Annotated in this window: 23 protein-coding genes; 16 read left to right on the top strand and 7 right to left on the bottom strand. The window is 66.0% G+C overall.

Annotated features, from left to right (window positions below; genetic code table 11):
• Positions 1-51 precede the first annotated feature (51 nt).
• The gene (locus tag AB0B25_RS17525; protein WP_357180139.1) at positions 52-2922 is read left to right on the top strand and encodes an AAA family ATPase; all 2871 of its coding nucleotides are present in this window, start codon (positions 52-54) and stop codon (positions 2920-2922) included.
• Between the two features lie 133 nt (positions 2923-3055).
• Here the strand turns inward: AB0B25_RS17525 and AB0B25_RS17530 are convergent, their stop codons facing one another.
• Positions 3056-3508 carry a hypothetical protein gene (locus tag AB0B25_RS17530; protein ID WP_357180141.1) on the bottom strand — a complete coding sequence of 151 codons (453 nt, stop codon included), beginning with the start codon at positions 3506-3508 and terminating at the stop codon, positions 3056-3058.
• A 603-nt stretch (positions 3509-4111) separates the two neighbouring features.
• The gene (locus AB0B25_RS17535; protein WP_357180144.1) at positions 4112-4894 is read right to left on the bottom strand and encodes a serine/threonine protein phosphatase; all 783 of its coding nucleotides are present in this window, start codon (positions 4892-4894) and stop codon (positions 4112-4114) included.
• 992 nt (positions 4895-5886) lie between these two features.
• Between AB0B25_RS17535 and AB0B25_RS17540 the strand changes: the two genes are divergently transcribed.
• The 8 genes from AB0B25_RS17540 to AB0B25_RS17575 all read left to right on the top strand — a co-directional run bounded on the left by AB0B25_RS17540 (position 5887) and on the right by AB0B25_RS17575 (position 13156).
• Entirely contained in the window at positions 5887-6123 is a 237-nt protein-coding gene (locus tag AB0B25_RS17540) for a hypothetical protein (RefSeq protein WP_357180147.1), read from the top strand.
• Positions 6124-7410: 1287 nt separating this feature from the next.
• Positions 7411-8586, top strand: coding sequence for an N-acetylmuramoyl-L-alanine amidase (locus AB0B25_RS17545; protein ID WP_357180150.1), 1176 nt, complete (start codon positions 7411-7413; stop codon positions 8584-8586).
• Between the two features lie 15 nt (positions 8587-8601).
• Entirely contained in the window at positions 8602-8823 is a 222-nt protein-coding gene (locus tag AB0B25_RS17550; RefSeq protein ID WP_357180153.1) for a hypothetical protein, read from the top strand.
• Entirely contained in the window at positions 8820-9260 is a 441-nt protein-coding gene (locus AB0B25_RS17555; RefSeq protein WP_357180156.1) for a hypothetical protein, read from the top strand. Before AB0B25_RS17550 ends, AB0B25_RS17555 begins: the two co-directional genes overlap by 4 nt.
• On the top strand, positions 9257-9562 hold the full coding sequence (locus AB0B25_RS17560; RefSeq protein WP_357066554.1) for a hypothetical protein: 306 nt from the start codon (positions 9257-9259) through the stop codon (positions 9560-9562). The genes AB0B25_RS17555 and AB0B25_RS17560 overlap by 4 nt, the downstream gene beginning before the upstream one ends.
• A 417-nt stretch (positions 9563-9979) precedes the next feature.
• The gene (locus AB0B25_RS17565; RefSeq protein WP_357180158.1) at positions 9980-11206 is read left to right on the top strand and encodes an IPT/TIG domain-containing protein; all 1227 of its coding nucleotides are present in this window, start codon (positions 9980-9982) and stop codon (positions 11204-11206) included.
• 126 nt (positions 11207-11332) lie between these two features.
• Complete coding sequence (locus AB0B25_RS17570; protein WP_357180161.1) at positions 11333-12343, top strand: hypothetical protein; 1011 nt, start codon at positions 11333-11335, stop codon at positions 12341-12343.
• Positions 12344-12532: 189 nt separating this feature from the next.
• Positions 12533-13156, top strand: coding sequence for a hypothetical protein (locus AB0B25_RS17575; protein ID WP_357180164.1), 624 nt, complete (start codon positions 12533-12535; stop codon positions 13154-13156).
• A gap of 197 nt (positions 13157-13353) precedes the next feature.
• Here AB0B25_RS17575 and AB0B25_RS17580 read toward each other — a convergent pair whose 3' ends face one another.
• Positions 13354-14304 carry an alpha/beta hydrolase family protein gene (locus AB0B25_RS17580; RefSeq protein WP_357180167.1) on the bottom strand — a complete coding sequence of 317 codons (951 nt, stop codon included), beginning with the start codon at positions 14302-14304 and terminating at the stop codon, positions 13354-13356.
• Positions 14305-14586: 282 nt separating this feature from the next.
• Here AB0B25_RS17580 and ilvD point away from each other — a divergent pair, with 282 nt between their 5' ends.
• Positions 14587-16293 carry a dihydroxy-acid dehydratase gene (gene ilvD / locus AB0B25_RS17585; protein ID WP_357180170.1) on the top strand — a complete coding sequence of 569 codons (1707 nt, stop codon included), beginning with the start codon at positions 14587-14589 and terminating at the stop codon, positions 16291-16293.
• Positions 16294-16397: 104 nt separating this feature from the next.
• Here the strand turns inward: ilvD and AB0B25_RS17590 are convergent, their stop codons facing one another.
• On the bottom strand, positions 16398-16946 hold the full coding sequence (locus tag AB0B25_RS17590) for a hypothetical protein (RefSeq protein ID WP_357180173.1): 549 nt from the start codon (positions 16944-16946) through the stop codon (positions 16398-16400).
• A 232-nt stretch (positions 16947-17178) separates the two neighbouring features.
• Between AB0B25_RS17590 and AB0B25_RS17595 the strand changes: the two genes are divergently transcribed.
• From AB0B25_RS17595 to AB0B25_RS17620, 6 genes are all read left to right on the top strand, one after another.
• A complete protein-coding gene (locus AB0B25_RS17595; protein WP_357180176.1) occupies positions 17179-17817 on the top strand; it encodes a MerR family transcriptional regulator in 639 nt (212 codons plus the stop codon).
• Positions 17818-17952: 135 nt separating this feature from the next.
• Positions 17953-18516, top strand: a complete 564-nt coding sequence (locus AB0B25_RS17600; RefSeq protein WP_357180178.1) for a type 1 glutamine amidotransferase domain-containing protein — start codon at positions 17953-17955, stop codon at positions 18514-18516.
• A 143-nt stretch (positions 18517-18659) separates the two neighbouring features.
• Entirely contained in the window at positions 18660-18854 is a 195-nt protein-coding gene (locus AB0B25_RS17605) for a hypothetical protein (RefSeq protein ID WP_357180181.1), read from the top strand.
• Between the two features lie 81 nt (positions 18855-18935).
• Positions 18936-19655, top strand: a complete 720-nt coding sequence (locus AB0B25_RS17610; protein ID WP_357180183.1) for a hypothetical protein — start codon at positions 18936-18938, stop codon at positions 19653-19655.
• A gap of 230 nt (positions 19656-19885) precedes the next feature.
• Positions 19886-20350, top strand: a complete 465-nt coding sequence (locus AB0B25_RS17615) for a YiiD C-terminal domain-containing protein (protein WP_357180186.1) — start codon at positions 19886-19888, stop codon at positions 20348-20350.
• Positions 20351-20951: 601 nt separating this feature from the next.
• On the top strand, positions 20952-21281 hold the full coding sequence (locus AB0B25_RS17620) for a transglycosylase family protein (RefSeq protein WP_357066576.1): 330 nt from the start codon (positions 20952-20954) through the stop codon (positions 21279-21281).
• Positions 21282-21737: 456 nt separating this feature from the next.
• On the opposite strand, the gene AB0B25_RS17625 is transcribed toward AB0B25_RS17620, so the two are convergent.
• From AB0B25_RS17625 to modA, 3 genes are read right to left on the bottom strand one after another with little or no spacing between them, the layout of a single operon-like run.
• A complete protein-coding gene (locus AB0B25_RS17625; protein ID WP_357180188.1) occupies positions 21738-22787 on the bottom strand; it encodes an ABC transporter ATP-binding protein in 1050 nt (349 codons plus the stop codon).
• Positions 22784-23596, bottom strand: a complete 813-nt coding sequence (modB, locus tag AB0B25_RS17630) for a molybdate ABC transporter permease subunit (RefSeq protein ID WP_357180190.1) — start codon at positions 23594-23596, stop codon at positions 22784-22786. The genes AB0B25_RS17625 and modB overlap by 4 nt, the downstream gene beginning before the upstream one ends.
• On the bottom strand, positions 23593-24360 hold the full coding sequence (gene modA, locus AB0B25_RS17635) for a molybdate ABC transporter substrate-binding protein (protein WP_357180193.1): 768 nt from the start codon (positions 24358-24360) through the stop codon (positions 23593-23595). The genes modB and modA overlap by 4 nt, the downstream gene beginning before the upstream one ends.
• Positions 24361-24366: the final 6 nt, after the last annotated feature.

The following is a 24366-nucleotide window of genomic DNA, read 5'->3' on the forward strand; positions in this document are numbered from 1 at the left end:
GCGGCGAGAACATCCGTCATTCCGGACAGGAATATCCGCATCCACCGCCGCGTGGTCGATGGCCGTTGGACTCTGGCGCAGCCCCGCCGTCCCTGGTCAACACTTAGTATCCAGTTTGTGCAGGACTCTCCCACCTCGGTGTTCGTCGGTCGCGGTGCTGAGCTGGTGTGTGTGGCGGCACTGGGGCGGCGCGCCGCCGCGGGGCGGGGGACAGTTGTACTCGTCGAGGGTGAGCCCGGGATCGGCAAGACGGCGCTCCTCGACGCGGCCGTAACCCGATTCACCACCAAAGGCATGGTCGTCCGAAGGGCAACCGCGAAGGAATTGGCGCGGAGTGTGCCGTTCGCGGCGGTCGGCTCCTGGCTGGATGTGGACCGCGTCGAGCCCGATCCGAGTTCGGACCCGATTCGTGCGCTGTTGCGGAGCGGGAACAGAGCCGGTGACGGCGCGGCGGCCCACGAATTCGCCATCACCGAGGCAATCCTCGACTCGGTCGATACGTGGTGTGGCGCCGGTCCGGTCGTGTTGATCATCGATGATGTCCACTGGGCGGATCGGCAGAGCCTGGTGGTGCTGCAGCGGCTCTGCGGTGTGCTGGACGATCTTCCGCTTCTGCTGATACTCGCGGCGCGGCCACTGCCACAGGATGAGGCATACACGGCGCTGGCGGCCCATCTGGTCGAGCGCCGTGCCCCGACGATCCGTCTCGAGCCGTTGTCCGAATCAGCCGCCGCGGAGCTGGTTCGGCACATGGTTGGGGCGACCCCCGGCGCGGAATTGATGCGTCAGGTGGCCGGTGCCCGCGGCAACCCGCTCTACATCACGGAATTGGTATCCGCTCTGTTGCGTGCGGATGGCATCACGATCGTGGCCGACCTTGTCGACCGTGCGCGGACGGCGGCTGAGCGGTCACCCGTTCCGCTGGCCGCGGCGATCTCGCGGCGACTGGCGCTGCTGTCCCGTCCGGCACGCCAAGTATTGCCGATGGCGGCCGCACTGGGACCGACCGTCGATGTCGGGGAACTCGCGGCCGTCCTGAGCAGCTCGATTCTCGAAGTCTGGAGCGCGGTCACCGAGGCGCTGGACGCCGGGTTGCTCACCCGTGTCGACTCCGAGTTGGTGTTCCGACACGACCTGATCCAGAAGGCGCTCGCCGAACAACTGCCCGCCTCGCTGCGATCGGATGTGCTCCGCCGGGCCGGTCAGGTTCTGCAGGCCACCGACGTGCCGATCGAGCGGATTGCGTACTACCTCTCGGCCGGCGACCACGATCTGGACACAGCCAGCCTCGAGTGGCTGGTGGCCGTGGCCGACAAACTGATCGTGCGTGCGCCCGAGATCGCAGTGCAGCTGCTGCGTCGCGCGGTGGCCGTTGCGGACCTCGACCGCCCGATCCGTGCGACCCTGACCGGCTTGCAGGCCCAAGCGTTGCTGTGGAACGGCTCGGCCGCCGAGGCCGAGGCCGTGGTGCGCGCGGCGCTGCGCGCTAGACCGGAGACCGGTGACGATGTTGAGCTGAGCTGGCGGCTCGCCGAGGCCTGCCACGCCCAGGGCAGGTTGGCCGACGCGGTCGATATCGCGGAAACAGCACTGTCCACCGCTGATCTGAGCGCCGAGGCCGCCGGGCGCTTCCTCGGCCTGTGCGGACTGGACAATTTCTTTCTGGGGCGACTCGATGCGGCGGCGGCGGCCGGCCGACAGGCGCTCGATCTGGGTGAGGCCACCGATAATCCGCTCGCCACCGCATACGGTCTGCTGAGCCTGGGCGCCGTGCGCTATACCCAGGGCGATCTCACTGCGGCGCTGGATCTGAGCAGCCGAATCATTGCCGTATTCGAGGGCGGATTCGGATCGGACCAATTCGATCCGTATGTATTGCATGCACACTGCCTGCTCGAACTCGATCGGCTCACCGACGCCGAGGAGACGTTGCAGACCGCCATCGTTCACAACCGCACAACGAACGGTGCGTATCTGGCGCCGAACCTGGTCGCGAAGGCGCGGTTGTATCTGTTGGACGGTCGCTGGGACGATGCGATCGCCGAAAGCGCCTCCGCTATGGGTGCGCCCGATGTCTTCGGCTACGCGCCGGTCGCACACAGTTTCGCCGCGCTGATCGGAATCCGTCGCGGCACGTTTCTCCCGGATCCGGCTACCGTCCCCGCACCGGACGGACACCTGGGCAGCAGCGGTTATGCGCAACTCCATCCCTGGGTCAACGCGCTTATCCACGAGACGCGCGGTCGCTCGGACCTGGCATTGAAACTCTTGGTCGATGCCCAACGTCGCCTGGCCGAGGGGTTGACCGCGCCCACGCTGTACTACATCTTCCCCGACATCGCCCGGCTGGCCGCCGACGTCGGTGATCAGGACGCCGCCCGGTCGGTGCTGGCCGACGCCGAAGCTCTGGTGGCGCGTGAGCCGACCGCGGCCAGAAACGGCACCGCGCTGCTCTGTCGCGGAGTCGCCGAGCACGAACCCGCTGACCTCGCCGCGGCCGCTGACGCATTCCGAGCGGCTGGGCGGCCACTCTACGAAGGGCAGGCTTTCGAGAACGCTGCTGTAGTGCTGGCGGTAGCCGGGCGCGGCGCGGAAGCCCGCGTCGCACTGGACGCCGCCGTGGATCTGTACACCCGGCTCGGAGCATCCTGGGATACCGCCCGCGCCGTCGCGCGGGTACGGCCCTACGGAATTCGGCGCGGTGTCCGCGGGCCGCGCAACCGGCCCAAATCAGGCTGGGCGGCGCTGACCGACACTGAACGAAAAGTCGCAGGCCTGGTGGCAGAAGGCTATTCGAACGGCGACATCGCGACCCAGATGTTCCTGTCGCGAAGGACGATTCAATCTCACGTGTCCAATACGCTGGCGAAACTCGGCCTCCGCTCGCGTCGCGAGATCGCCGCGGCCATGCGCGACCATTGAAGGAAATCGAGCCGACACACGTCGGCGTCAGTTGCTTCCGAGCGTGCCCGCTACCGACGCGGTTGGCAGCCGGTCGCTGGGTGAATTGTCATGGCTACCGGACGATGCGGTCGAACAGCTCGCCGGATAGCGGTCAGCCGCCGTCGTTTCCTCGGGATTCGACGGCTTTGACGGTCTTTCGGAACGCGTTTTCCAAGGTGCGCTTGCCGACGGTCCCTACCACGACTTCGAGTGCGCGTCCGGTGAGATTCTTGCCCTCGCGTACCACGACGACATCCACTTCGGTCGTCCCGTCCGGCCGGGGCGTGAAGGTGTAGGTATGGCCGGAGTGGCCGCCCCACACATTGGAGTCGGTCGTCGTCATGACGACGCGGTTGGGGTCCGACCAATCGTAGTGCAGGCGTTCCCAGATGCCGTGCGACCCTTCGGTCACGTCGGCCTGACCAGGACCTCGGTTGTGCACCTCGAGGAATTTGTCGGCGCTGTTGCCGAACAGCTTCGAGCGGCCCGGCCCGAAGTCGGTGAGCGCTGCGACAAACTGCTCGGGCGTCGAATTCGTCTTCTCCTTGAAGTGGAGGGTGGACATCTTTGCTCCTTAGTCTGTGGGGGCACGGTTCAAGGTGGCGGTTCGAGTGTCACCAGCACGTAGGCGACACTCGGGCGCTTCGTCGGGTACCCGCGGATACCGCATCGACTCGCCATACGGAAGAGGGCCGTCATCTTGTGGCGGCGAGTTGTCGGCGAGATTCTCGATCGAGTTCGCGATGGTCCGCCGTGCGGGCGTGTTGTGTTCTGTGATCGCTACGGGCACCTCCTGAGCTTGCTGTCGCTCGAGAAAGACGGCGGGATTCGACTGCGCGTTGTGCACGTGTGTTGTCGGTCCCGATCACAACCACCGGTAGGAGCCAGCGAAACCACCTCATCGGTATATCCCTGCTGACCAGGCGCTACGCGAACGTCGCTGTTCTTCGCGCTAGTTCTACTTTCGCCGCCGATCGCATCGGATGCAAACTCGCTCCAGCACGCACGTGCGGACAGATAGCTCGGCGATCGCCGGCCGGTACCGGAGGTTGCGGGACCGACCACGGCCGTATTTCCGCCGACAATCGTCCGGCAGTGGATCGACCGGCTCCGGGGTCGGCGTCGCCGGCACAGCGATTCGGTTCCTCCAGACGGACCTGACGGGCCGCTAACCGCGTTCGTCGGGAGCGTCCGGCGCCGCGAGACCGCAGGACGTGAGGTCCACGACCAGGGCAGTGGTGTTGTCGGTTCCTCCGACCTGCAGGGCGGTGTCCACCAGGGCGTTCGCGATAGCTGCTGCGGTGTCGCCGTTCGCGAGTAAGGCTTTGATCCCGGCGATGCCGAGTCGCTTGTGCACACCGTCGGTGCTCAGCAGCAGCCTGCCGGTGCTCGATCCGGTCGCGGCGTAGCCGATACCGGTCGGCCGCACGGTGCGCGCCGAGGTGGTGACGATGTTTTCCATTCGTGCCGAAGGGACGAGCCCGCGGGCTCGCCACATCTCGGCGAGCGTGTGGTCTGTGGTGATCTGGTGCAGCACTCGCCCATTCCACCGGTAGGCGCGACAGTCGCCGACCCATGCCACCTCACAGGGCCCATCCGGGCGACCGGCGGCCGGCAGCGCCGCGACCACGAGCACGCTGTCGGCCGATGGCTCCGGAACCTCGCGCAGCAATTCCTGGCGCGCCGCGCGAATCCCCGCCCGGGCGCCGTGGCGTGCACCGACTCGCGCCGCTACCGACGCGACTGTGCGTGCGGCCCTGGCAGCCAGCAGATGATCCCCGACACCGTCGGCGACGACGAATGCGGTCGACCCGGTCACCGTGTCGGTTTCGATGGCCACCGCGTCGGCGTTGATCGTCCGCGATCCACGCCGAGTCGCCCAAGACGCCAAGGGCTCGGCGGGTCCGGGCAGTTCGAGGCGTGGCATGCTCGGGGTAGTGGCAGAATGCATGGGCTTGACCTCCCCGGGCCGGACTCGTCTGGGCGCTGCTTGCTGATCAGCACTCGTTCAGGACATCGCCCTACGCCGTGCAATTCACCAGAATCGCCCGTGTACTTGCTGTGAATTCGCTTTCGATCGGGTCACGGCGGCCGCCGCGATCGTGCCGTGGACCGACCCGGTGACGCGACTCATCATGTCGTGACACCTGCGTCGCGGGGGAGCCCGCCAGCGTGACCCGACGCCGCTCCGGCGGCATTTTCGCGCCGCCGACGAGGTGACCCCGAGCTGACCCCAGGTGGGATCCGTGGTTGGAGCTCGGGCGGGCGGGGGTTCCGGTCGACCTGAGTGTCTAGCGTCGCTCATTTATCTATCAATGCTCTGCCAATCGTTCGCGCGGCCACCGGGGGACACCTACCGGCGCAGCGGTCGCCGCGGGTGCGGCGGTGTCGAGTGCACCGGCCCGCAGCGTCGACCGAGGCGGCCGGACGGACGTCGGTGCAGGCGATGCGGCAGGTCGGTGACGACACCGACTCGATCTGGGTATCTGATTGCGGCCCAGATCATCTCGCGGTTCTATAATTCCGGACTTCGATTCCATCGGAATTGTTCGGGTCGACCCGCCGCATTCCGCGACCGTTCGGCGACATTGGGTTTCGCGCAGTTCCAGTGGAAATTCCGAGAGTCGGCTGTGCCCTTGCGAATCCATACCTACGCGCTCGAGTTCGAATCTCGCTGTCGATGATGCAATGCGTTCCTGCGGTTCGGGTAGTCGGGGATCGACGAAAGTTGATCATAGTCCTCGCGCCCAGCTCCGCCTCGATTTGCTGATCGATATCGGATTCGGCTTCTTTCTCACGATGGAGGGGTTCCAACTGCGTAGGTATCTGATAGCCGGTAAATTGCCTGTTCTGCCCACTGGGCCACTGTCGCGCGTACACTGCGGCGACAAGTTACAGATTCGAGTGGCGTTTGACTGCTTGTCTCACGAAAGAGGTGAGGACATGGCCTTCGGGACGTTCTCCTACCAAAACGGCTCGGGATACTCCGACCGGATCGACAATCCGGAAGATTACCGGACCTTTAATATCGAGATCGGGAAGGGTGCGGTGGATAACCAAACGAACGCCACGGTCAGGTTGTACACAGGCCCCGATGGCCGGGGGGATTCCCACTACGTGAATCCGCACAGCAGTGCATATCTGAGCACAAGCTACCAAAGCTGCATGTTCTCGACCTGAGACCGGACGTGGCTCCGGGTTCGAACGCGGCGCCATTCACCGGGCTGTCAGCGAGTGTCGTCGGTAGGTAGAGGTTGCGGATGCGGATGCGGAGGGTTGTACTGCCGCCCGGTCCCTGGTCGACACGGTGAATGGTGATGACCCGGCGCGCCGAGTGCCGACACGATCGGGGAGGGGAGCGCAACCGGGCGGCTGGCTGCGTCGGCACTCATCCGCCGATCGGTCCACGAACAGGTCAGGGGCTGCTGCCCTGTGCCGAGCAGGGTGTTGCGCGGTCGCTGCACCGAGAAGGAGAGTCGGTGGCCGCCGGGGCGGATGTGCTCGTGCGGCAGCCGGCCTTGCCGGCCAATGGCGATCACTGTGCTGGCGTGCAACAGTGATCCGTGTCCAGCCGCGCCGTCCACGGCAAGACATAGACCGGCGAGTCGCCACCCGCCGACGGTCTCGAAGGCTACGGCCGTCGGCGCCCTACGGCCGCTGACCGACGACTACGCCTCGTCGCCGAAAACCGCACTGCGGCAACGCCTGGATTTTCCTTGCTCCAGGCATAGATACCGAAAATTTCCCGCAATAATCCGAAAACGGACGAAAACGGATCGGAAAACCATTGCCCGAGTGTCGATCCAGGGTGTTAATGGAAGTAGCCGGGCCATCACTGGAGTCGGGGCACCCCCCGGTGTAGAGGAATATCTCGTCACGGCAACAAGGAGGTAGCCATATGCCTACCCATACCTCCCTCGCACCGAACTCGTGGGCCACCAGAGTCGCGGCGATCGGGATCGCCCGCAGGTCAACGACACCGACAGCGAACCCTGGAAGAACCTGCCGGGCGCTCGTCGAGTCCGCCGACCGCGAAAACACCGTCGACACCGTGCGCGCTGTCGTCTGTGCGCCGCCGGTCGCGGGTCTCGCGCCGCCGATGCGGGCCCCCGAAGGCATCGAAAGACCACGCGGCACTGCGACGGGACGGTAGAGCGACCTCGACACGAGTTCCGCCACGGCATCGGCGCGGTGCCGATCGCAGGCAAGCCATCGGTGCGTACGAACGTGCGGCACAGTGACTTCGGCTCGCCGCCGACTGAGGAACACAGGTCGTCGATGGCTCCCACCGCCGGTCGACCTGGCCGCCGTCGGTAATCGAGTTGCCGGGCGAAGGACGGCGACACCCGGCCGGCCGAGGTCCTGTCGGCGGCAATGTGCGCATGCGACTTGTCATCCGAGTCGGGCGCATGGCGCGGAAGAGATCGGCGGTGCACGGCCGAGTCGTGCAGCGGAAGTGGCCACCGATTGTCGCAGCAGCCGCCGAACGGTGTCTTCCTGCTCGAAACGATCGAGATCGACGACGCGCACACAGGCGAAGGCCGATGGCTCACAGTGGAAGGAAAGAAGAAGATGACGGCACCGGAGTACAGAGAACTCGACCGCATGGGGAATTCGGCCTCGTCGCGGCACGGCGCACGGATCACCAACTTCCTGCTGCACACACAGGAGGGAAATGGCACCGCGGAGAGCCTGGCGAACTATCTCAACGATCCCGGCCACGGAGCCAGTTACCACTACACAGTGCGCGACGGCATCGTATGCGATGTCGTGGATACCGATCTTGCGAGTTGGTCGGTGCTCGACGCGAATTCGTACACGATCAACCTGTGTTTCGCCGGAAGTCGGGCCGGCTGGGGGCCCGACGACTGGGCGCAGATCGACCGGGATATCCGGATCGCCGCCTGGCTGGCCGTGCAGGATGCGAAGAAATACGGGTTCGCCACCGATGTCATCGTGCCGCCTTACCAACGGCGGGACGGGATCAGCGATCACAAATACGTGACCGAATGCCTCGGTATCGGCAACCACACCGACGTCGGCTACAACTTTCCCTGGCCCCGGTTCCTGCGCTATGTGCGGGAATACGCGGCCGGTACACCGCAAGGACCGCCGCCGAACGCGATCGACGACGCCTACGCGGCGAATTCGTGGCTCGGTCGCCGAATCACCGATGGCGAACTCAGCACTCCTGATGGCGCCGGCCGATTCGCCCGATTCGAGCACGGCTATATCTACTGGCATCCTTCGATCGGCGCGCACCCGATCCCGGCCACATTGTGGGGCAGGTTCGAGGAATTGAGGTGGGAGGCCGGACCGCTCGGATACCCGGTCACCGACCGTGCCGTGCTGAACGGACCCGACGGGCAGCCGTGGGGCGAGGTGCAGGGCTTCCAAGGCGGCGCACTGTATCGGCGTGACGGCAAGGGCGCCTACTGGGTGCACGGCGCGATCCGCGATCGCTGGAATCGCAGTGGGTCCGAGAACGGTGTGCTCGGCTGGCCGGTATCCGACGAAATCCCGTGGGACACCGGTACCTATCAAGAATTCGATCAGGGCCGCGTCTATTGGACGCCGCGCCAGACGCTGGCCACGGTGACCGCCGATGGCATCGACAAGCCTCTGCACGACCCGCAGAGCTGAGAAAAGGGGAATCCGATGAAAAAAGTGTTCACGACCTTGCGCAGTGAGCCGGTGCGCACCCTGCTGTATCCGGTGCTGGCAGCGCTGATCGGATACCAGGTCACCAAAGGGATTATCTCGTCCGACCTGTCGGACTTCATCCTGGCCGTCCTCGCGGCCGCACTGGGGCTTCCGGCAGTGGAGTCCGCGCGCGGCAGGGTGAGCCCGGCGCCTCCGGGAAGCGGTGAAATCGCATGAAACGCCCGGGGGGGACGGTACGCCACGATCCATTCGAGGTGGTGCTGTGCGCTGTCTTCGGCAGCTCGGCGCTGCTGCAGTGTTTCTTCGGCCCGCCATCGGGTTCCGCCACGGCGACGCTGTCCTCGGGATTCCGCATGCTGTGGCTCGTGCTGATGCTGGTCGGTTGTGTGGCGACGCTTGTCGGTGTGTTCTCGGCGCAGGTCTGGGGTTACCTGATCGAGCAGATCGGTTTGGGCGCGCTCGGCTGGTCGCTGGTCGCCTACGGTGCACAGTTGCTGTTACTGCAAATCCAGCACAGCACCCTGAGTCCGACGACGGTTCTCGGCGGGCCATTGCCCATTGCGCTGGGTGTGGCGTTCCTGTGGAAGCGCAGGCAGGTATGGCAGGACGTTAAGCGGCTGCACGAAGTGAAGTTGAGGGAGGAGGCACCATGAACGCCTTCCAGCAGTCGTCGGTGTTCTCGGCGCTCGTGCTCATCGCCGGCTCCTCGGTGTTGTCGGCGGTCGTCACGGCGTGGTTCAAACGGGGCGATGTCGACGCCCACATGACGAAGACGAAGGCCGATGCCGCGAAGGTACTGAGCGACCTCGCTATTTCGCAGACTCAGCAGATGTCCGAGCAGATGGGTGAGTTCCGAATGGCGCTACGGGCACATCGTGAGTGGGACCGGAAAATGGTGCGGCGTGCACGCCAAGCCGGCTTCGAATTCGAGGACCCGCCCGAGCTGTACCTCTGACCCGAGGACGATTCCCGAGCTGGATACCCGGGCACAATTTCATTTTCGAGCGCCGAGTCGAGCGGGTTGATGTGCACGAATACGCCCGTCTCGGTGCTCGAGTATGCGATAAGAAACCTCCAGGTGGTCGCTGCTCGCATTTGCGGTCATCAATGTCATCGACCGGCCTCGGAACGGTCGCTCCGTCTGCGTCTTCGCATTGACGAAAGTCATACTGCGGTAACGCACTTGTCGACCCGCTTGCCTCGAATCGTCATCGGTGCGGGACAACATTCCGAAAACGGACGAAAACGGATCGAGTTTTCATTGCCCAGGTCCCGGTCCAGGGGGCTTAATGGAAAGTGCCGGGCCACTGAGCGAGTCGGGCACCCCCCGGTGCAGAGGAATTATCACCGCATCAACCAAGGACGCACCACCATGCCTACCATCACCTCCCTCTCACCAACCTCGGGTCCGACCACTGGGGGTACCGGTGTCACGATTACCGGGACCGGGTTCACCGGTCCCGCGACCGTGAAGTTCGGCGCCACCGCAACCACCTTCACCCTCGACTCCGCGACACAGATCACCGCGGTCGCCCCCGCCGGCTTGCCCGGTGCGGTGCAGGTCACCGTCACCAACTCCGGCGGCACCAGTAATGGGCTTCCCTACACCTTTCTCGCGGTTCCCGCATTGAACAACATCAGTCCCAACCAAGGCTCCACTGCGGGCGGGACGGTGGTCACCCTCACGGGGACAGGTCTGACGGGAGCCACCGCGATCAGTTTCGGTAGTGCGGCGGCGACTTCGTTCATCGTCGACTCGGATACGCAGATCACGGCTGTCAGTCCTGCGGGAACAGGGATCGTGCCGGTCACCGTCACCGGTCCGGGCGGCGTCAGCGGTGCGGTCCCCTTCATTTATGTCGTGATCCCTACGATCACGTCCATCTCCCCGACCTCTGGCCCCGCGTCGGGCGGGAACAGTGTCACTATCACCGGTACCGGGTTCACCGATCCGCTCACCGTGAAGTTCGGTAACACCGCGACCGTTTTCACCATCGATTCCGCAACGCAGATCACGGCTGTCGCGCCTGCCGGAACGGGGACCGTGCAGGTGACGGTGACCGGCACGGGCGGCAGTAGCAACGGCGTCGCCTACACCTATGCCGGCGTGCCGACGCTGACGACGGTGACTCCGAATGTGGGTTTGGCGGCGGGTGGTACGCCGGTTGTGTTGACCGGGACGGGTTTGTCGGGTGCTACGGCGGTGACTTTCGGCGCTGTTGCGGCGACGTCGTTCACTGTTTTGTCGGATACTCAGATTGCGGCTGTTGCGCCTGCCGGGACAGGGACTGTGCAGGTGACTGTGACAGGTCCGGGTGGTACGAGTAATGGTGTGGCGTTCACGTACATCGGGGTTCCTACCCTGGTGGTCGCGGTGCCGAATGTGGGATTGGCGTTGGGTGGCACGCCGGTTGTGTTGACCGGGACGAACCTGACGGGCGCTACTGCGGTGAGTTTCGGTGCCACAGCGGCAACCTCGTTCACGGTCGATTCCGCTCTGCAGATCACGGCGGTCGCACCTGCTGGGACGGGGACCGTGTCGATCACCGTCACCACCGCGGGGGGAGTGAGTAACGGGCTCTCCTTCACCTATATCTGACGGCTGAGGTGACTGGGCCGTCGACGGGTTTGCCGGCCGTCGGCCCAGTCGCGTCGCTGGTCAACCGAACAGCGCAGAATCTCCGCCACACGATGGACGGAGGTTGGAGGGGCAAGGGGGTTTTCGTTGGCGACAGTGCTGAAGATGCTGCTGGCGGAGCGGCATCTCAAGAGTCATCCGGAATTTTTGGCCGCATACGACAGGTGCGCGGCGCAACTCGACCCGCCGATCCCGCCGGGGCATGGGCCGGCGAAGGCACAGTACTACCAGTGGCTTTCCGGCCGAATGATCGGGCTTCCGCGGGACTATCACTGCCGGGTGCTCGCCAAGATGTTTCCGGGCTGGACGATCGAAGGATTGTTTCAGATGGCCGACTCCGCTCCGCATGGCACTCGAGCGCACGATACCGGCCTTCCGGTCACCGACATCGAACTCGAGGCGTTCCTCGGAGCCGAGATGGTCGACGGCGGCGCGACTCTGGTGTACCCGACCTTCGAACTGACCGGACGATCCCTCGACGCGCTCCGCGCGGCCGGAATTCCCCGTGAGCGCATCTTCGGTAAGCAGGAGGGGGAATTCGCTTCTCGACATCACCCCGGCGTCCCGGTGATGCTGGCGGAAAATGATATTCGCGGACTGCTGTATGTGTTCTCCCTGCTGCAACGCCACACCGGTATTCCGACCGCATTCCAGAGCGACCGCGGCATCGTCGGACGGTGCGACCGCCCGTACATCAGTTTCGGACTGAGCGGCAACGACTGCACGCATTTATATCTCGCGAGTGTCGCGCACCCACTATTCACCATCCACGTCGACCCGGTCGAGGACGGCGCCTATGTGGAGCACCTCGAGCTGACCGATGGCAGCCGGTACGACTCGAATGACAGTCGCAATATCGGCATCATCGCACGAGTACGACCGAGCCCGGATCTGCACCCCGATCGATATTGGATATTTTGCGCGGGATTGGGCCCGCGTGGCACCGCTGGAGCGGGTTGGTTTCTCGCCAACTATTGGAACTCTTTGCAACGTCGGGCCGGTGATCGCGAGTTCGTCGCGGTCATCGGTGTGCGAACGTACTCCGATCAGACCGCCAGTCTGGAGAATCTGCTGATCAAATCGACCGAGCAGCCGTGAGCCGTTTCGCCGTCGCGCCGGAGCCGTCGATACCGCGATCGTCGGGTAATTGAATGAACAATTTCGAGGAGGACCGGTCGCCACCGGCCCGAATTCCGCCACGATTGCGCGCACGCCGAGGGTGGAGGAAGGTGAGTATGTCCGGTGGCGCCACCGGGGCGCCGCCCTGACCAGGGTAGGAGGTGGCCCGTGTACGCACGTTCAAGCACAATTGCGGCCCAGCCGTCGTCGATCGACAGCGGCGTCGCGTACCTCCGCGATGAAGTGATGTCGAACTTGCCCCAGATCGAGGGGTGGGTTGGCCTGTCGTTGTTGGCCGACCGGGCATCAGGACGGTGCATAGCCACGACCGCGTGGGAATCCGAGGCAGCGGTACAGGCCAGTAGAGAGCGGGTCCGATCACTTCGTGACGGCCTCGCCCAATCGCTCGAAGGCATGGTCCAACTGGTCGAAGAATGGGAAATCGCGGTCGTGCACCGCGATCACCCGGCCGGCGACGGCGCGTGCACTCGGTGCACGTGGGTGCAGATCGACCCGAGCGAGGTCGATCAGATGATCGACACGTACAAGGCGACAGTGCTGCCGGAGGTCGAGAATCTGGAGGGATTCTGCAGCTCCAGTCTGTTCGTCGACCGGGCAACCGGCCGGGGGGTCGGCTCGACCGTCCTGGCAAACCGCGAGGCGATGGACAACACCCGTGCGATGACGGATCGGCTCAGAACCGCGGCGACCAGACGAGCAGGAGCCGCAGTGCTCGAGATAGCGGAATTCGACCTGGCATTCGCGCACCTCCGGGTGCCCGAGATGGCGTGAGATCAGCTGATATCCGGCCGCGGAGCGGAGACTTCCCGGCCGGGTATCAGCATGCTCGAGGCCGTGACCCGGCCGGCCGACGGGCTCGACGTCACGGTGCAGAAGCTCACCGGTCGACGGCTGTGGTCGAGTTCCGCGCCCGCCGTGGTTCACATGGTGTACCGACAGCGCCCGATTCCGGTCGGCAGGAGCGTGGTTCACACTCCGAGCGCGTGAGCCAGATGCGGCCAGGAGTCGTGCAGATCCGTTTCGAACTGACCCCAGGTGTGCGATCCCTCCGGGCGGTTGACATGAATCGCGGGCAGGCCGAGTTCGGTGAGCCGATCCGCGAAGGCCGCGGTGCACGTGCTCGCGATCGCCTCGATCGGAGGGAAGGGGAGTCCACCTCGATCAATCGCGCCGGGGGCGCCGGAAGCAGCGGAGAGATAGATGGTCTTCCCCGCAAGGGCGGCCGCATTGGCGAAGGCGTCGTGCGCCTGCCAGATCCCTTCGCCAGGGTCGCCCCACATGTTCGCGGGGTTGGCTCCGCCGCGTATCACCTGGGCGCTGGTCATCGCCACACCGACGGGATCCGACGCCCAGGGGCAGCCGCTGTATGCCGCGACGGCGCTGTACACATCGGGCGCCTGGATGGCGAGGTCGACCGCCGAGGCCGCACTCATCGAGACTCCCGCGATCCCTTTCCGCCGCGTGGTGTCGAGCCGAGTATCGAGGACTGCTGGGAGTTCTCGGGTGAGATAGGTCTGCCACCGGTTGCGGCCGACCACCGGGTCGTCGGTGAGCCAGTCGGTGTAGAGGCTGTAGGCGCCTCCGACCGGCATCACGACATTGACATCCTTGTCGGCGAAGAACTCTCGGACATCCGTGTCGTCCCACCACGAGATCCCGTCCACGCCACCACCGATACCGGTGAGCAGATACAACGTGGGCGCTCGGCCGCCAGCGGCTCTGATCACCCTGTTGCTCACGACGCGATCCATCGAAGGCGAGTAGACATCCATCCGCGACGCGGAGCCGCCCAGGGGTATCTCGTCGACCAAGTGCGCGTCCGTCGGGGCGGCCGCGGCAGGGCGAGCGGACAGGCCGGACACCGCCGCACAGGCCGTGACGACACTGACGAACGCGGCCAAACACTGTGAAGCCCACACGATTCCGTTGTACCGGCAAATGATCGCCTCTGCACCTCGGGCCGTCAGCACCTCGTGCGGTGGACTGCACGCGGCATGGTGTGGCCGATACTTTCGGCGTCCTCGTCCACGGCCCATCTCGTCCCACGGCCGGGAGCGCGTCCGGGCAGGCGTCCGGTGTAGCGCGTCAGGGCGAACGGACCCTTCGGCTCCGGCCGACCGAGTCCGGCGCTGTCGGAACGCGGGTCGGCGATCGGCGTGGTCGGCGCCATAATCCGGCGCGAGCAGGAATGATGAGCAGCCGTGGCCAATGATCCGAATGTCGCCGACCTCAAGCCCCGCAGCCGCGACGTCACCGACGGCTTGGAGAAGACCGCTGCCCGCGGGATGCTGCGTGCGGTCGGCATGGGAGACGACGATTGGGAGAAGGCGCAGATCGGGGTCGCGTCCTCCTGGAACGAGATCACCCCGTGCAATCTGTCGCTGGACCGGCTCGCCAGGGCGTGCAAGGACGGCGTGTTCGCGAGCGGCGGCTATCCCCTGCAGTTCGGCACCATCTCGGTGTCCGACGGCATATCCATGGGCCATGAGGGGATGCACTTCTCCTTGGTGTCACGCGAGGTGATCGCCGACAGCGTCGAGACGGTGATGCAGGCGGAGCGTCTGGACGGCTCGGTGCTGCTCGCGGGGTGCGACAAGTCGCTGCCCGGGATGTTGATGGCGGCGGCCAGGTTGAACCTGGCGAGTGTGTTCCTCTACGCAGGTTCGATCCTGCCCGGGGTTGCGAAACTGTCCGACGGCAGCGAGCGCGAGGTGACCATCATCGACGCGTTCGAGGCGGTCGGAGCCTGCTCACGCGGCCTGATGAGCCGCGCCGACGTGGATGCCATCGAACGGGCCATCTGTCCTGGCGAAGGCGCCTGCGGCGGGATGTATACCGCCAACACCATGGCCAGCGCCGCCGAGGCGATGGGCATGTCGTTGCCCGGCAGCGCGGCGCCGCCCGCGACCGACCGACGCCGGGACGGTTATGCCAGGCGCAGCGGTGCGGCCGTCCTGACGTTGATCCGGCGCGGGATCACGACCTCGGACATTCTCACCAAGGAGGCTTTCGAGAACGCCATCGCGGTGGTGATGGCATTCGGGGGTTCCACCAATGCCGTTCTGCACCTGCTGGCGATCGCGCACGAGGCGAACGTCGAGCTGTCGCTGGACGATTTCGCCAGGGTCGGTCGCCGGGTGCCGCATCTCGCCGACGTCAAGCCCTTCGGCCGACATGTGATGACCGATGTGGATCGGATCGGCGGCGTGCCGGTGATGATGAAGGCGCTGCTCGATGCCGGGCTCCTGCACGGCGAGTGTCTGACGGTGACGGGGCGCACCGTCGCGGAGAACCTGGCCGATATCGCCCCGCCGGATCCTGATGGCAAGGTGGTTCGGGCGATGGGGTCGCCGATCCACCCGACCGGCGGTATCACCATTCTCACGGGGTCGCTCGCGCCCGGCGGCGCCGTTGTCAAGTCGGCGGGATTCGACTCCGATGTGTTCGTCGGTACCGCACGGGTTTTCGATCGCGAGCGGCCGGCGATGGACGCGCTCGAGGACGGCACCATCTCGGCGGGGGACGTAGTGGTCATCCGATACGAGGGACCGAAGGGCGGTCCGGGGATGCGCGAGATGCTGGCGATCACCGCGGCCATCAAGGGCGCCGCGTTGGGCAAGGATGTCCTCCTGCTCACCGACGGCCGTTTCTCGGGTGGCACGACGGGCCTGTGCGTCGGCCATGTCGCCCCGGAAGCGGTCGACGGCGGCCCCATCGCGTTTGTGCGCGACGGCGACCGGATCCGGCTCGATGTCGGCGCGGGCACCCTCGACCTTCTGGTCGACGCCGAGGAACTCGCGCAGCGCGCACAAGGCTGGAAACCCTTGCCGGCCCGCTACACCCGTGGCGTGCTCGCCAAGTATTCGAAGCTGGTGGGCTCGGCATCGCATGGCGCCGTATGTGACTGACCGACCGGCTGATCGGCACCGTGTGGCAGTGCGGGGAATGCCGGCTGCGGGTTCGGTGCGGTACTCGAGACCGCTAACGCCCGCCAAACCGCGACCCGAGCACGTCAGCGCCGAAATGCCGCTCCTTCGGAGTCGATCGCTGCTCGGTCGGACGGCTCGGGGCTGCCTTTTCGCGGGAACCGCAGTACCCCGGCCGCCCATAGCGCGACGCCGATGTACACCATCTGCTCGGGAATCCGCACCCACAACGGGGTGGCTGGTGCGTCGTTGAACGAGACGTCGGCGACGGCGATGTAGATGTTGGCGGGCAGCATCGCCAGGAACAACACGGTGAGGCCGAGCCCCGCCGGTCGACGAGTGCGCGCCGGGAACATGCCTATCGCGCCGAGTAGTTCCAGGACGCCGGTCAGATAGATCATCAGGCTGGGGAGCGGGACGAACGGCGGCACCATCGGCATGAAATCCGAGTGGGTGGGTGCGGGGGAGTCGGCGAACGCTTCGGGGAGGAAATGCGTTGCGCCGGTCATGATCAGCATCACGCCCAGGGCGTAGGCGCCACAGGTGCGCCATACCGCGAATCGGCGTGCGCCGAGCGCGCCGGTCGCACGCAGGGCGAGCAGTGTGGTCAGCAGAACGATAAGGGTTTCCATCATGCCTCCGTGGGACGGTCGGATTCCGGACGTGGTGCCGGGTGGATCGGATGCGCCGGGTTGACCGGGACGCCGAGCGGTGCGAACAGGATCGTGCGCCGGGGGCGACGGTGCCGCGGATACTTTAGGTACTTAAAGTATCGATAGTTGTACTATCAGTAGTAGTATTGATAGCTGTACTTCCCACTGTCAATACGTGGACCGATCAATACGTGGACCGATGTCGAGGAGTCCGATGCGGATCGCCGAACTCAGCCGTGCCAGCGGCATCCCTGTCGCGACGATCAAGTTCTACGTTCGCGAGGGCCTGCTGCCCCCTGGTGTGCGAACCCACCACAACCAGGCCGAATACGGCGGCGATCACGTCAGCCGCCTGCGACTGATCCGTGCGCTGGTGGATATCGGCGGCCTGTCGGTGGGGGCGGCCAAGGAGCTGCTCGCGGTGCTGGATGGCGACAGCGCGTCCGCGCGCGACACGATCGGCCACGTGTTGTACGCCTTGGGCGGGCGCCGATCACCGGTCGGTGACCAACAGCGCGAGACCGCTGCCGAGGACGTCGCGCAGCTGCTGAGCCAACGGGGCTGGCACATCGACGAAACCAGTCCCGCCCGCGGCACCCTCGTCGAGGTCTGTGCCGCGCTACGCCTGCTCGGCCACTCCGACGTGGTCGCCGCGATGGACTATTACGCCACTGCTTGTGAAGCCATCGCCGCGACCGACCTCGCCCTGGTCGGCAAGGAATCGGGCCTGGAACGCATGACCGAAACCGCCATCGTGGGCACCATCCTCGGCGACACTCTGCTGTCAGCCCTACGTCGTCTGGCCCAAGAGCACCTGTCGGCCACGTTGTTGCCTCCGTCGGCGGGAAGGTGACTGCGGGGACCGGCATCCAGGGGCTTTGACCGGTGCCCGGGTGACGTCGCGGCATGATTCCGGTTCGGTCGGGTTTAACCGGTCCCGTTCGCGGCATGACCGGGGGAGGACACCCCGATCGCAAAGGAGTTGCTCATGCCCGATCAGCTGAACAGTGCGCGGGTCCTGATCATCACCTCGAATGCGGGGGTGGAACGGGACGAACTGCTGATGCCACGCGACGAACTCCGTAAGCGAGGCGCACAGGTCACCCACGCCGCGCCGAAGCCGGACCCGGTCCAGACGGTCCGACGTGACGTGGACAAAGACACTGTCGTGCCACCGGATTCGTCACTCGATGAGGTCTCGGGAAACGATTTCGACATATTGGTCGTGCCCGGCGGCACGGTGAATGCCGATCGGCTGCGAGTGACCGAGCGTGCCGTCGAACTGGCCAGGCAGTTCGTGGACGCGGGCAAGCCGATCGCCGCGATCTGCCACGGTCCGTGGCTGCTCGTGGACGCGGGCGTGCTGCCGGGCAAGACGCTGACCTCGTACTACTCACTGCGCACCGACATCACCAACGCTGGGGGAGCGTGGGTCGACGAAGCGAGTGTGCAGTCGCCGGAAGACGGTTGGACGCTGATCACCTCGCGCAACCCGGGCGACCTCGTCGACTTCGTCGACGCCATCACCCAAGAGTTGGTCCCGGCCTCGTGATGTCGGCCGGCCGACGCCCGCGGCGCGCGAGCGCGGCAGACAGTTCCTGAAACGGATTTCAGGCGGCTTCAGGCTGGGTTAAGTCAACTCCTGCGATGGTGGTGATCGTCTTCGAGATCATCACTTCCGCAGGAGGTTTCACCATGGATACTATGCTTCGCCGCACCCTCGCCGGTCTGCGCTGGCTGCTCGTCGGCGCCGCTGCCGCCGCCTTGTTCGGCGGCACCGTAGCGCTGGGTTCGGCTGCCGGTTCACCAGGGCACGACCGGTCTGTCGCCGCCTTCTCCTCCTCCGATTTCGACCGGGCGCCCGTCAACGCACAACTCCCGGAGAACTGAGCCCGTCGGTTCCCGCGTTCTCCGATAGCTGAATCGCCGCGTAATCACACCGTCCGAACGACTGAGTAGGGTTCCCAGAACATGTTTCTGCGCAAAATCGCCACAGCAACGACGCTCGCGGTCGCCATTGCCGGTGTCACGGCCGGAACCGCCGACGCCGCCCCACCGGCCACCGAGAACGGCATCGTCAATTACACCGCCACCACATCCGAAGAGAACGTGGTCGTCCATATCGATTCGGGTTCGATGAAGGTCGAGAACGGGGTGTTCGAAGTCGCAGCGGCCACCGGCGTCGTTCTCGCGGGAACCCCACTGGAGTTCCGCGTCGACGATTTCATTTTCCCGATCGCCGCCGAGATCGAGGGTCGAACCGCAACGCTCAGACCGCAATTCGATCTCGAGCATGCGGTATATCGGCCGGTTGCCCTCCCCTTCGAGGACCAGGCGCTGTGGCGAACGCCGTACGAACGTGAAGTCGCGGCCTTCACCCGGCTGAAGGAGACGATTGCGACGGGTGCCACGATCGCCACCACAGTGGGTGGCGTCGGTGGCGGCATCGTCGGCTGTGTCCTCGGTGGTATTGCCGGTGCCACCATTGCCGCCGCGACCATCGTCGGTATGTTCGGACCATTCATTCCCGCTGCCGCGGTCGGCTGTCTGGGCGGCATCATTGCCGTAGGCGCACTCGGAACTCTGGCTGGTCAACTCTTCGTTACCGCACCCATCGCTATTGCCGCCTTTGTCCAATACTTCACCACGATCAACCAACCCTTCACCCCGGCGATCCAGCCGCCCCGGTGAGACGGTGTCTCGTCCGGCGTCCAGAACACCGAGTGCGAGCCGCCCGAGGTGCGTGTCGTGCCCCTCTGGACGACAGATCGGTCCCCATCGGCCCCGGAATTGGTCGACGGGGAGCGAACGCTGTCGCGGCGTGGTATCGAGGGCATACAGTTCGGCGCGGTCCACCGCGGTGGCCGCGGCAGAGACGACGAGGTGTCAGCCACCTCCGGCGGGAAGGGACGGTTGTGGACATGGGCGAGGTCGAGACTCCTCCGTTCGAGGACATCGTCAACGGGGCGCTGGAGTTCGCCATCCCCGTCGCGCACAAGATGGGCGCGCGGGCAGTGGAAGTGCGGCGCGGATTCGCGGCCACGACAGTGCCGGTCGAGGGCAATGGCAACCACTTCGGCGTGATGTACGCGGGCGTGCTGTTCACCGTCGCCGAAATTCTCGGTGGTGCGATCGCTGTCGCCACCTTCGACAACTCGGCGTTCTATCCGCTGGTGAAGGACCTGCACGTCTTCTTCCGCAAGCCCGCGAAGACCGACGTGCGGGCGGCGGCGACGCTGTCGGAAGCGGACATCGCGCGCATCAGCGAGCAGGCCGCGGAGCACGGCAAGGCCGACTTCACGTTGCGGGCGGTGGTCACCGACGCCAACGGTGTAGTGGTCGCCGAAACCGAAGGGCTTTATCAGCTGCGAGCACACGGCAAATAGTCCAGCCGCGGTACCGCCGGTTCGGGTTGGAGCAAGCTGTAGTCGCCGCCGAGCGCGGGTCTGTCGGCCGTCATGGATCCCGGCATTGCCCGGGGGGACCCCTTCCTCGCCCAGCGACACGACGCGTCCGGTCGATCTGTGCTCCCACCACGAGCTCGTCGTTGCGTGCCTGGTCACCGGGCTGCTCGCGCGACAGGTAGCGGTCTGTTCTCGCCGGATCGGCGGCGGCGCCGAACGGCCGACACCTGTCGCGGATGCGCGGTGGTCGCACCCGGTTGCACCATCCGCAAACCCGATATCCCTGTGATCTCGAACACATAACGGAGCTATCACGGGAATTCGATATAGTTAATTTTCTGTCTTCGACCGGCGTGAATAGCAATAGTCTCGATCAGTGATTCAGGTTATGTGCTCGTTATTCGAACGTGATCTGTCGTGATTTTTCCGCTAACGTCGTTCTCGGCTCGGATCTACGCCGAGGCCGAACTCGAATCGCTGAACGCCGGAAACCCTGCCCCACGGTTCGAGCATCCCCGACCTTCCTGGGGGCAGGGACGCGGCGGACACCCCGTCGAGCCGGTGGGCGCAGGCGGGAAATCACATGTCGCAAAACCGCAAGTTCAGCACTCGTGTCCTTGGCTTCACCGCAGCGCTCGGCGCCCTCGTCGCCGTACCGTTCGGCTTGTCCACCGCCACCGCGTCGGCCCACAACTGGGATGCCGTCGCGCAGTGCGAGAGCAGTGGCAACTGGGGCACCGATACCGGTAACGGCTTCTCCGGCGGCCTGCAGTTCACCCAGAGTACCTGGGCGGCCAACGGCGGCTCGGGCAACCCGTCCAACGCGAGCCGTGAAGAGCAGATCCGCGTCGCGGAGAACGTGCTCGCCACCCAGGGGCCGGGCGCGTGGCCCGTCTGCGGCGCCTACCTCTGATGCTTCACCGGCGCCTGCCGTGAAACGCGTTAGGCGCCAGGATATTTCGCAGCGATGACGCTGTCACTTCGCAGCAATGATGCTGCTCATACGCAGCAATGATGCTGCTCGCCACAGGCGCTGATCGCGGATCGGCGCCTGTTCGGCTTTTCAATCCGTCAACCGAATGAAATTCTGGCGTGGCTGGCGATATTCCAGCATTGCTCTCCTGTAACTCCGAATCGGAACCCGTTCGGGTCTCGTACTCGGAAAGTGCTGCGAATAGTGATGCGGATCAGCCGCTCGCGGACGTCCAGTCACACGCCGGTATCGCGGTCGATCCGGATACGTCGATCGGCTTCGGTTTCGGTGCGCAAGCGCATCCCGGCGTCCTCCCCGGTGCCGAGCCGCGTTCAGTGGGCCTTCTGCCGGGCAAGGCGTCCAGGGCCGAGGTCGCCGTACGGGCCGCCCCGGGTTTCATGCCGGGTAGGTATGGGTTTCGGTGGCTTTGACCGCGGCCCACAGCTCGCTGCCCGGCCCGAGTCGGAGCTCGGCGACGGTGGCGGGGGTGACGTCGGCGAGTACCGGCGGGATGCCGTCGAGGCGAACCCGGATGGTGTGGGCGTGTTGCTCGATACCGGCGATGGTGACCGGCCACGCGTTGCGCGGGCTGCCCGCCGGGGGCGCGGGGTGCAGGCTGACCGCGGTTGGCGGGAAAACGACGTGGACCGGGCCCGCCGCCGGTTCGGCAACGGTGAGCACGCCGCCCTCGGCCAGGTCGACGGTGGTGCCGCGGGCTGTACCGCGATAGAGGTTGAGGCCGACCAGGTGCGCGACATAGTTCGAACGCGGGCGGCGGGCGACCTCGGCGGGAGGTCCTTGTTGAATGATCGTGCCGTCCTCGATGATGACGAGGCGATCGGCGAGCACCATCGCATCCAGCGGATCGTGTGTGACCAGTACGGTGTGGCCCGGGTAGTCGGCCAGGTGCCGGGCGAGATCCGACCGGACGAGCAGGCGCGTGCTCGCGTCCAGCGCGGCAAGCGGCTCGTCGAGCAGCAGCAGCGCGGGGTCGGTCGCCAGCGCCCTGGCGAGCGCGACCCGCTGCGCCTGGCCACCGGAGAGGGCGCGCGGTGTGGCGGCGGCGTGATCGGCGAGGCCGACGCGGCGCAGCCAGTGCGCGGCGCGGTCGCGGGCGATGGCGCGGCGGTGTCCGCGGGCCCGCAGGCCGAAGGCGACATTGTCCAACGCGCTCAGGTGGGCGAACAGGAGGTAATCCTGGAAGACGACACCGACCCGGCGATCCGCGGCGGGCCGGAACAGCGTCGGTGGCTCGTCCCAGGTGTCGTCGTCGAGCCGGATCGCGCCACTCGTGAGCGGCGTCAGTCCGGCGAGGGTGCGCAGCGCTGTGGTCTTGCCCGCGCCGTTGGGGCCGAGTAGCGCGACCACCTCGCCCGCCGCCACGATCAGTGGAACATCGAGATCGAATTGCCCGCGGGTGACCCGCAGATGAGCATCCAGCGTCATACCGCGCCCCGAATCCAACGCTCGCGTAGGGCGACCAACACCGCGACCGAGACTGCGAGCAGCACCAGGCTCAGCACCATCGCATCGTCGGGTTCGTGCTCCAGCGCCAAGTAGACCGCCAACGGCATGGTGGTCGTCTTCCCCGGAAAGTTGCCGGCGAAGGTGATCGTCGCGCCGAATTCGCCGAGAGCCCGCGCCCAGCACAGCACTCCGCCCGCGACGACACCTGGTAATACGGACGGCAGCGTCACCCGGCGGAACGTCAGCCAGCGTGACGCGCCGAGCGTGGCGGCGGCTTCCTCGAACCGCGGGTCCGCCGCGCGCAGCGCACCCTCCACCGAGATCACCAGAAAAGGCATCGCGACGAACGCTTCCGCGACCACCACCCCGGCGGTCGTGAATGGCAAGGCAACCCCGAACCAGTCGTACAGATAGCGGCCGACCAGTCCACGCCTGCCGAGTACGAGGAGCAGGGCGACACCGCCCACCACCGGCGGCAACACCAGCGGCACGGTGACCAGAGCCCGCAACAGCCCACGCCCCGGAATCTCCCCCCGCGCGAGCAGCCAGGCCAGCGGAACGCCCAACAGCAGGCAGACCACCGTTGCCAGACTCGCGCACAGCAGCGAAAGCCGCAGCGCCGCACCGACTTCGGTGGTCAACAGTCGGTCGGGCAGTGTCCGCCACGGCGCTCGCAGTGCCAGCCCGAACAGCGGGACGAGCAGGAATGCCAGCGCACACACCGCGGGTAGCACCAGAATGAGCGGTCGTCGCCCCGAGACTGTCCTTCGCCGCGCCGCGCGGGTCACGGTGTGTCGAATCCCGCCGTCGCGAATACCGTTCGGGCTCGCTCGGACCGGATGAAGTCGACGAACGCGCCAGCCGCCGTTGCGTTCGGCGCGTGTGCGAGCGGGGCTATTGGATAGTCGTTGATCGCCTTGTCCGCCTCCGGGAAGTCGATGCCCTCGATCTGATCTCCCCCCGCCTGTACGTCGGTCCGATAGACCAGCGCCGCGTCGACCTCGCCGAGTTTCACCTTCGTCAGGACCGCTTTCACGTCCGTCTCGCGGGTATCGGGCCGAGGGGCGATCCCCGCCACTCGGAATACCGTCGCGGCGGCCGCGCCGCACGGCACCTGTTCGGCGCACAGCGCGATCCTCGGTTCGGTCCTGCCGAAATCCGCCAATCCGGTGATATGGCCGGGGTTGCCCTCGGGTATCGCGATCTCCAGCCGGTTGCGCACGAACGTGGCCGGAGCGCCGGCGACCTCGCCCATGTCCACGACCTGCCGCATGTTCTTCGGCGCGGCCGAGGCGAAGACGTCGGCGGGCGCGCCCTGGTTGATCTGCTCGGCCAGCGCGGAACTGGCGCCGAAGCTGTACATCACTCGCACTCCGGGATGTGCGGCCTCGAACTGCTTGCCGAGCTCGGTGAATGTCTCGGTCAGCGAGGCCGCGGCGAAAACCGTGACCGTGCCGGCGATCGTGTTCGGCCCGCCGGGTTCGGCGGGGTGGACCGAACCGCAGCCCGCCACGCCGACCGCGGCGACCAGCACGCTGAGTGATCGGATCATCGTCGT

It is taken from the genome of Nocardia sp. NPDC049190, from assembly GCF_040648115.1.
Taxonomy (GTDB): Bacteria; Actinomycetota; Actinomycetes; order Mycobacteriales; family Mycobacteriaceae; genus Nocardia.

Excerpts from the sequence above, each read along its gene's own strand:
- AB0B25_RS17530 (WP_357180141.1), bottom strand. The coding sequence starts at position 3,508 with ATGTCCACCCTCCACTTCAAGGAGAAGACGAATTCGACGCCCGAGCAG.
- AB0B25_RS17535 (WP_357180144.1), bottom strand. The coding sequence starts at position 4,894 with ATGCATTCTGCCACTACCCCGAGCATGCCACGCCTCGAACTGCCCGGA.
- AB0B25_RS17540 (WP_357180147.1), top strand. The coding sequence starts at position 5,887 with ATGGCCTTCGGGACGTTCTCCTACCAAAACGGCTCGGGATACTCCGAC.
- AB0B25_RS17550 (WP_357180153.1), top strand. The coding sequence starts at position 8,602 with ATGAAAAAAGTGTTCACGACCTTGCGCAGTGAGCCGGTGCGCACCCTG.
- AB0B25_RS17555 (WP_357180156.1), top strand. The coding sequence starts at position 8,820 with ATGAAACGCCCGGGGGGGACGGTACGCCACGATCCATTCGAGGTGGTG.
- AB0B25_RS17560 (WP_357066554.1), top strand. The coding sequence starts at position 9,257 with ATGAACGCCTTCCAGCAGTCGTCGGTGTTCTCGGCGCTCGTGCTCATC.
- AB0B25_RS17565 (WP_357180158.1), top strand. The coding sequence starts at position 9,980 with ATGCCTACCATCACCTCCCTCTCACCAACCTCGGGTCCGACCACTGGG.
- AB0B25_RS17590 (WP_357180173.1), bottom strand. The coding sequence starts at position 16,946 with ATGATGGAAACCCTTATCGTTCTGCTGACCACACTGCTCGCCCTGCGT.
- AB0B25_RS17595 (WP_357180176.1), top strand. The coding sequence starts at position 17,179 with ATGCGGATCGCCGAACTCAGCCGTGCCAGCGGCATCCCTGTCGCGACG.
- AB0B25_RS17600 (WP_357180178.1), top strand. The coding sequence starts at position 17,953 with ATGCCCGATCAGCTGAACAGTGCGCGGGTCCTGATCATCACCTCGAAT.
- AB0B25_RS17605 (WP_357180181.1), top strand. The coding sequence starts at position 18,660 with ATGGATACTATGCTTCGCCGCACCCTCGCCGGTCTGCGCTGGCTGCTC.
- AB0B25_RS17610 (WP_357180183.1), top strand. The coding sequence starts at position 18,936 with ATGTTTCTGCGCAAAATCGCCACAGCAACGACGCTCGCGGTCGCCATT.
- AB0B25_RS17615 (WP_357180186.1), top strand. The coding sequence starts at position 19,886 with ATGGGCGAGGTCGAGACTCCTCCGTTCGAGGACATCGTCAACGGGGCG.
- AB0B25_RS17620 (WP_357066576.1), top strand. The coding sequence starts at position 20,952 with ATGTCGCAAAACCGCAAGTTCAGCACTCGTGTCCTTGGCTTCACCGCA.
- AB0B25_RS17625 (WP_357180188.1), bottom strand. The coding sequence starts at position 22,787 with ATGACGCTGGATGCTCATCTGCGGGTCACCCGCGGGCAATTCGATCTC.
- modA (WP_357180193.1), bottom strand. The coding sequence starts at position 24,360 with ATGATCCGATCACTCAGCGTGCTGGTCGCCGCGGTCGGCGTGGCGGGC.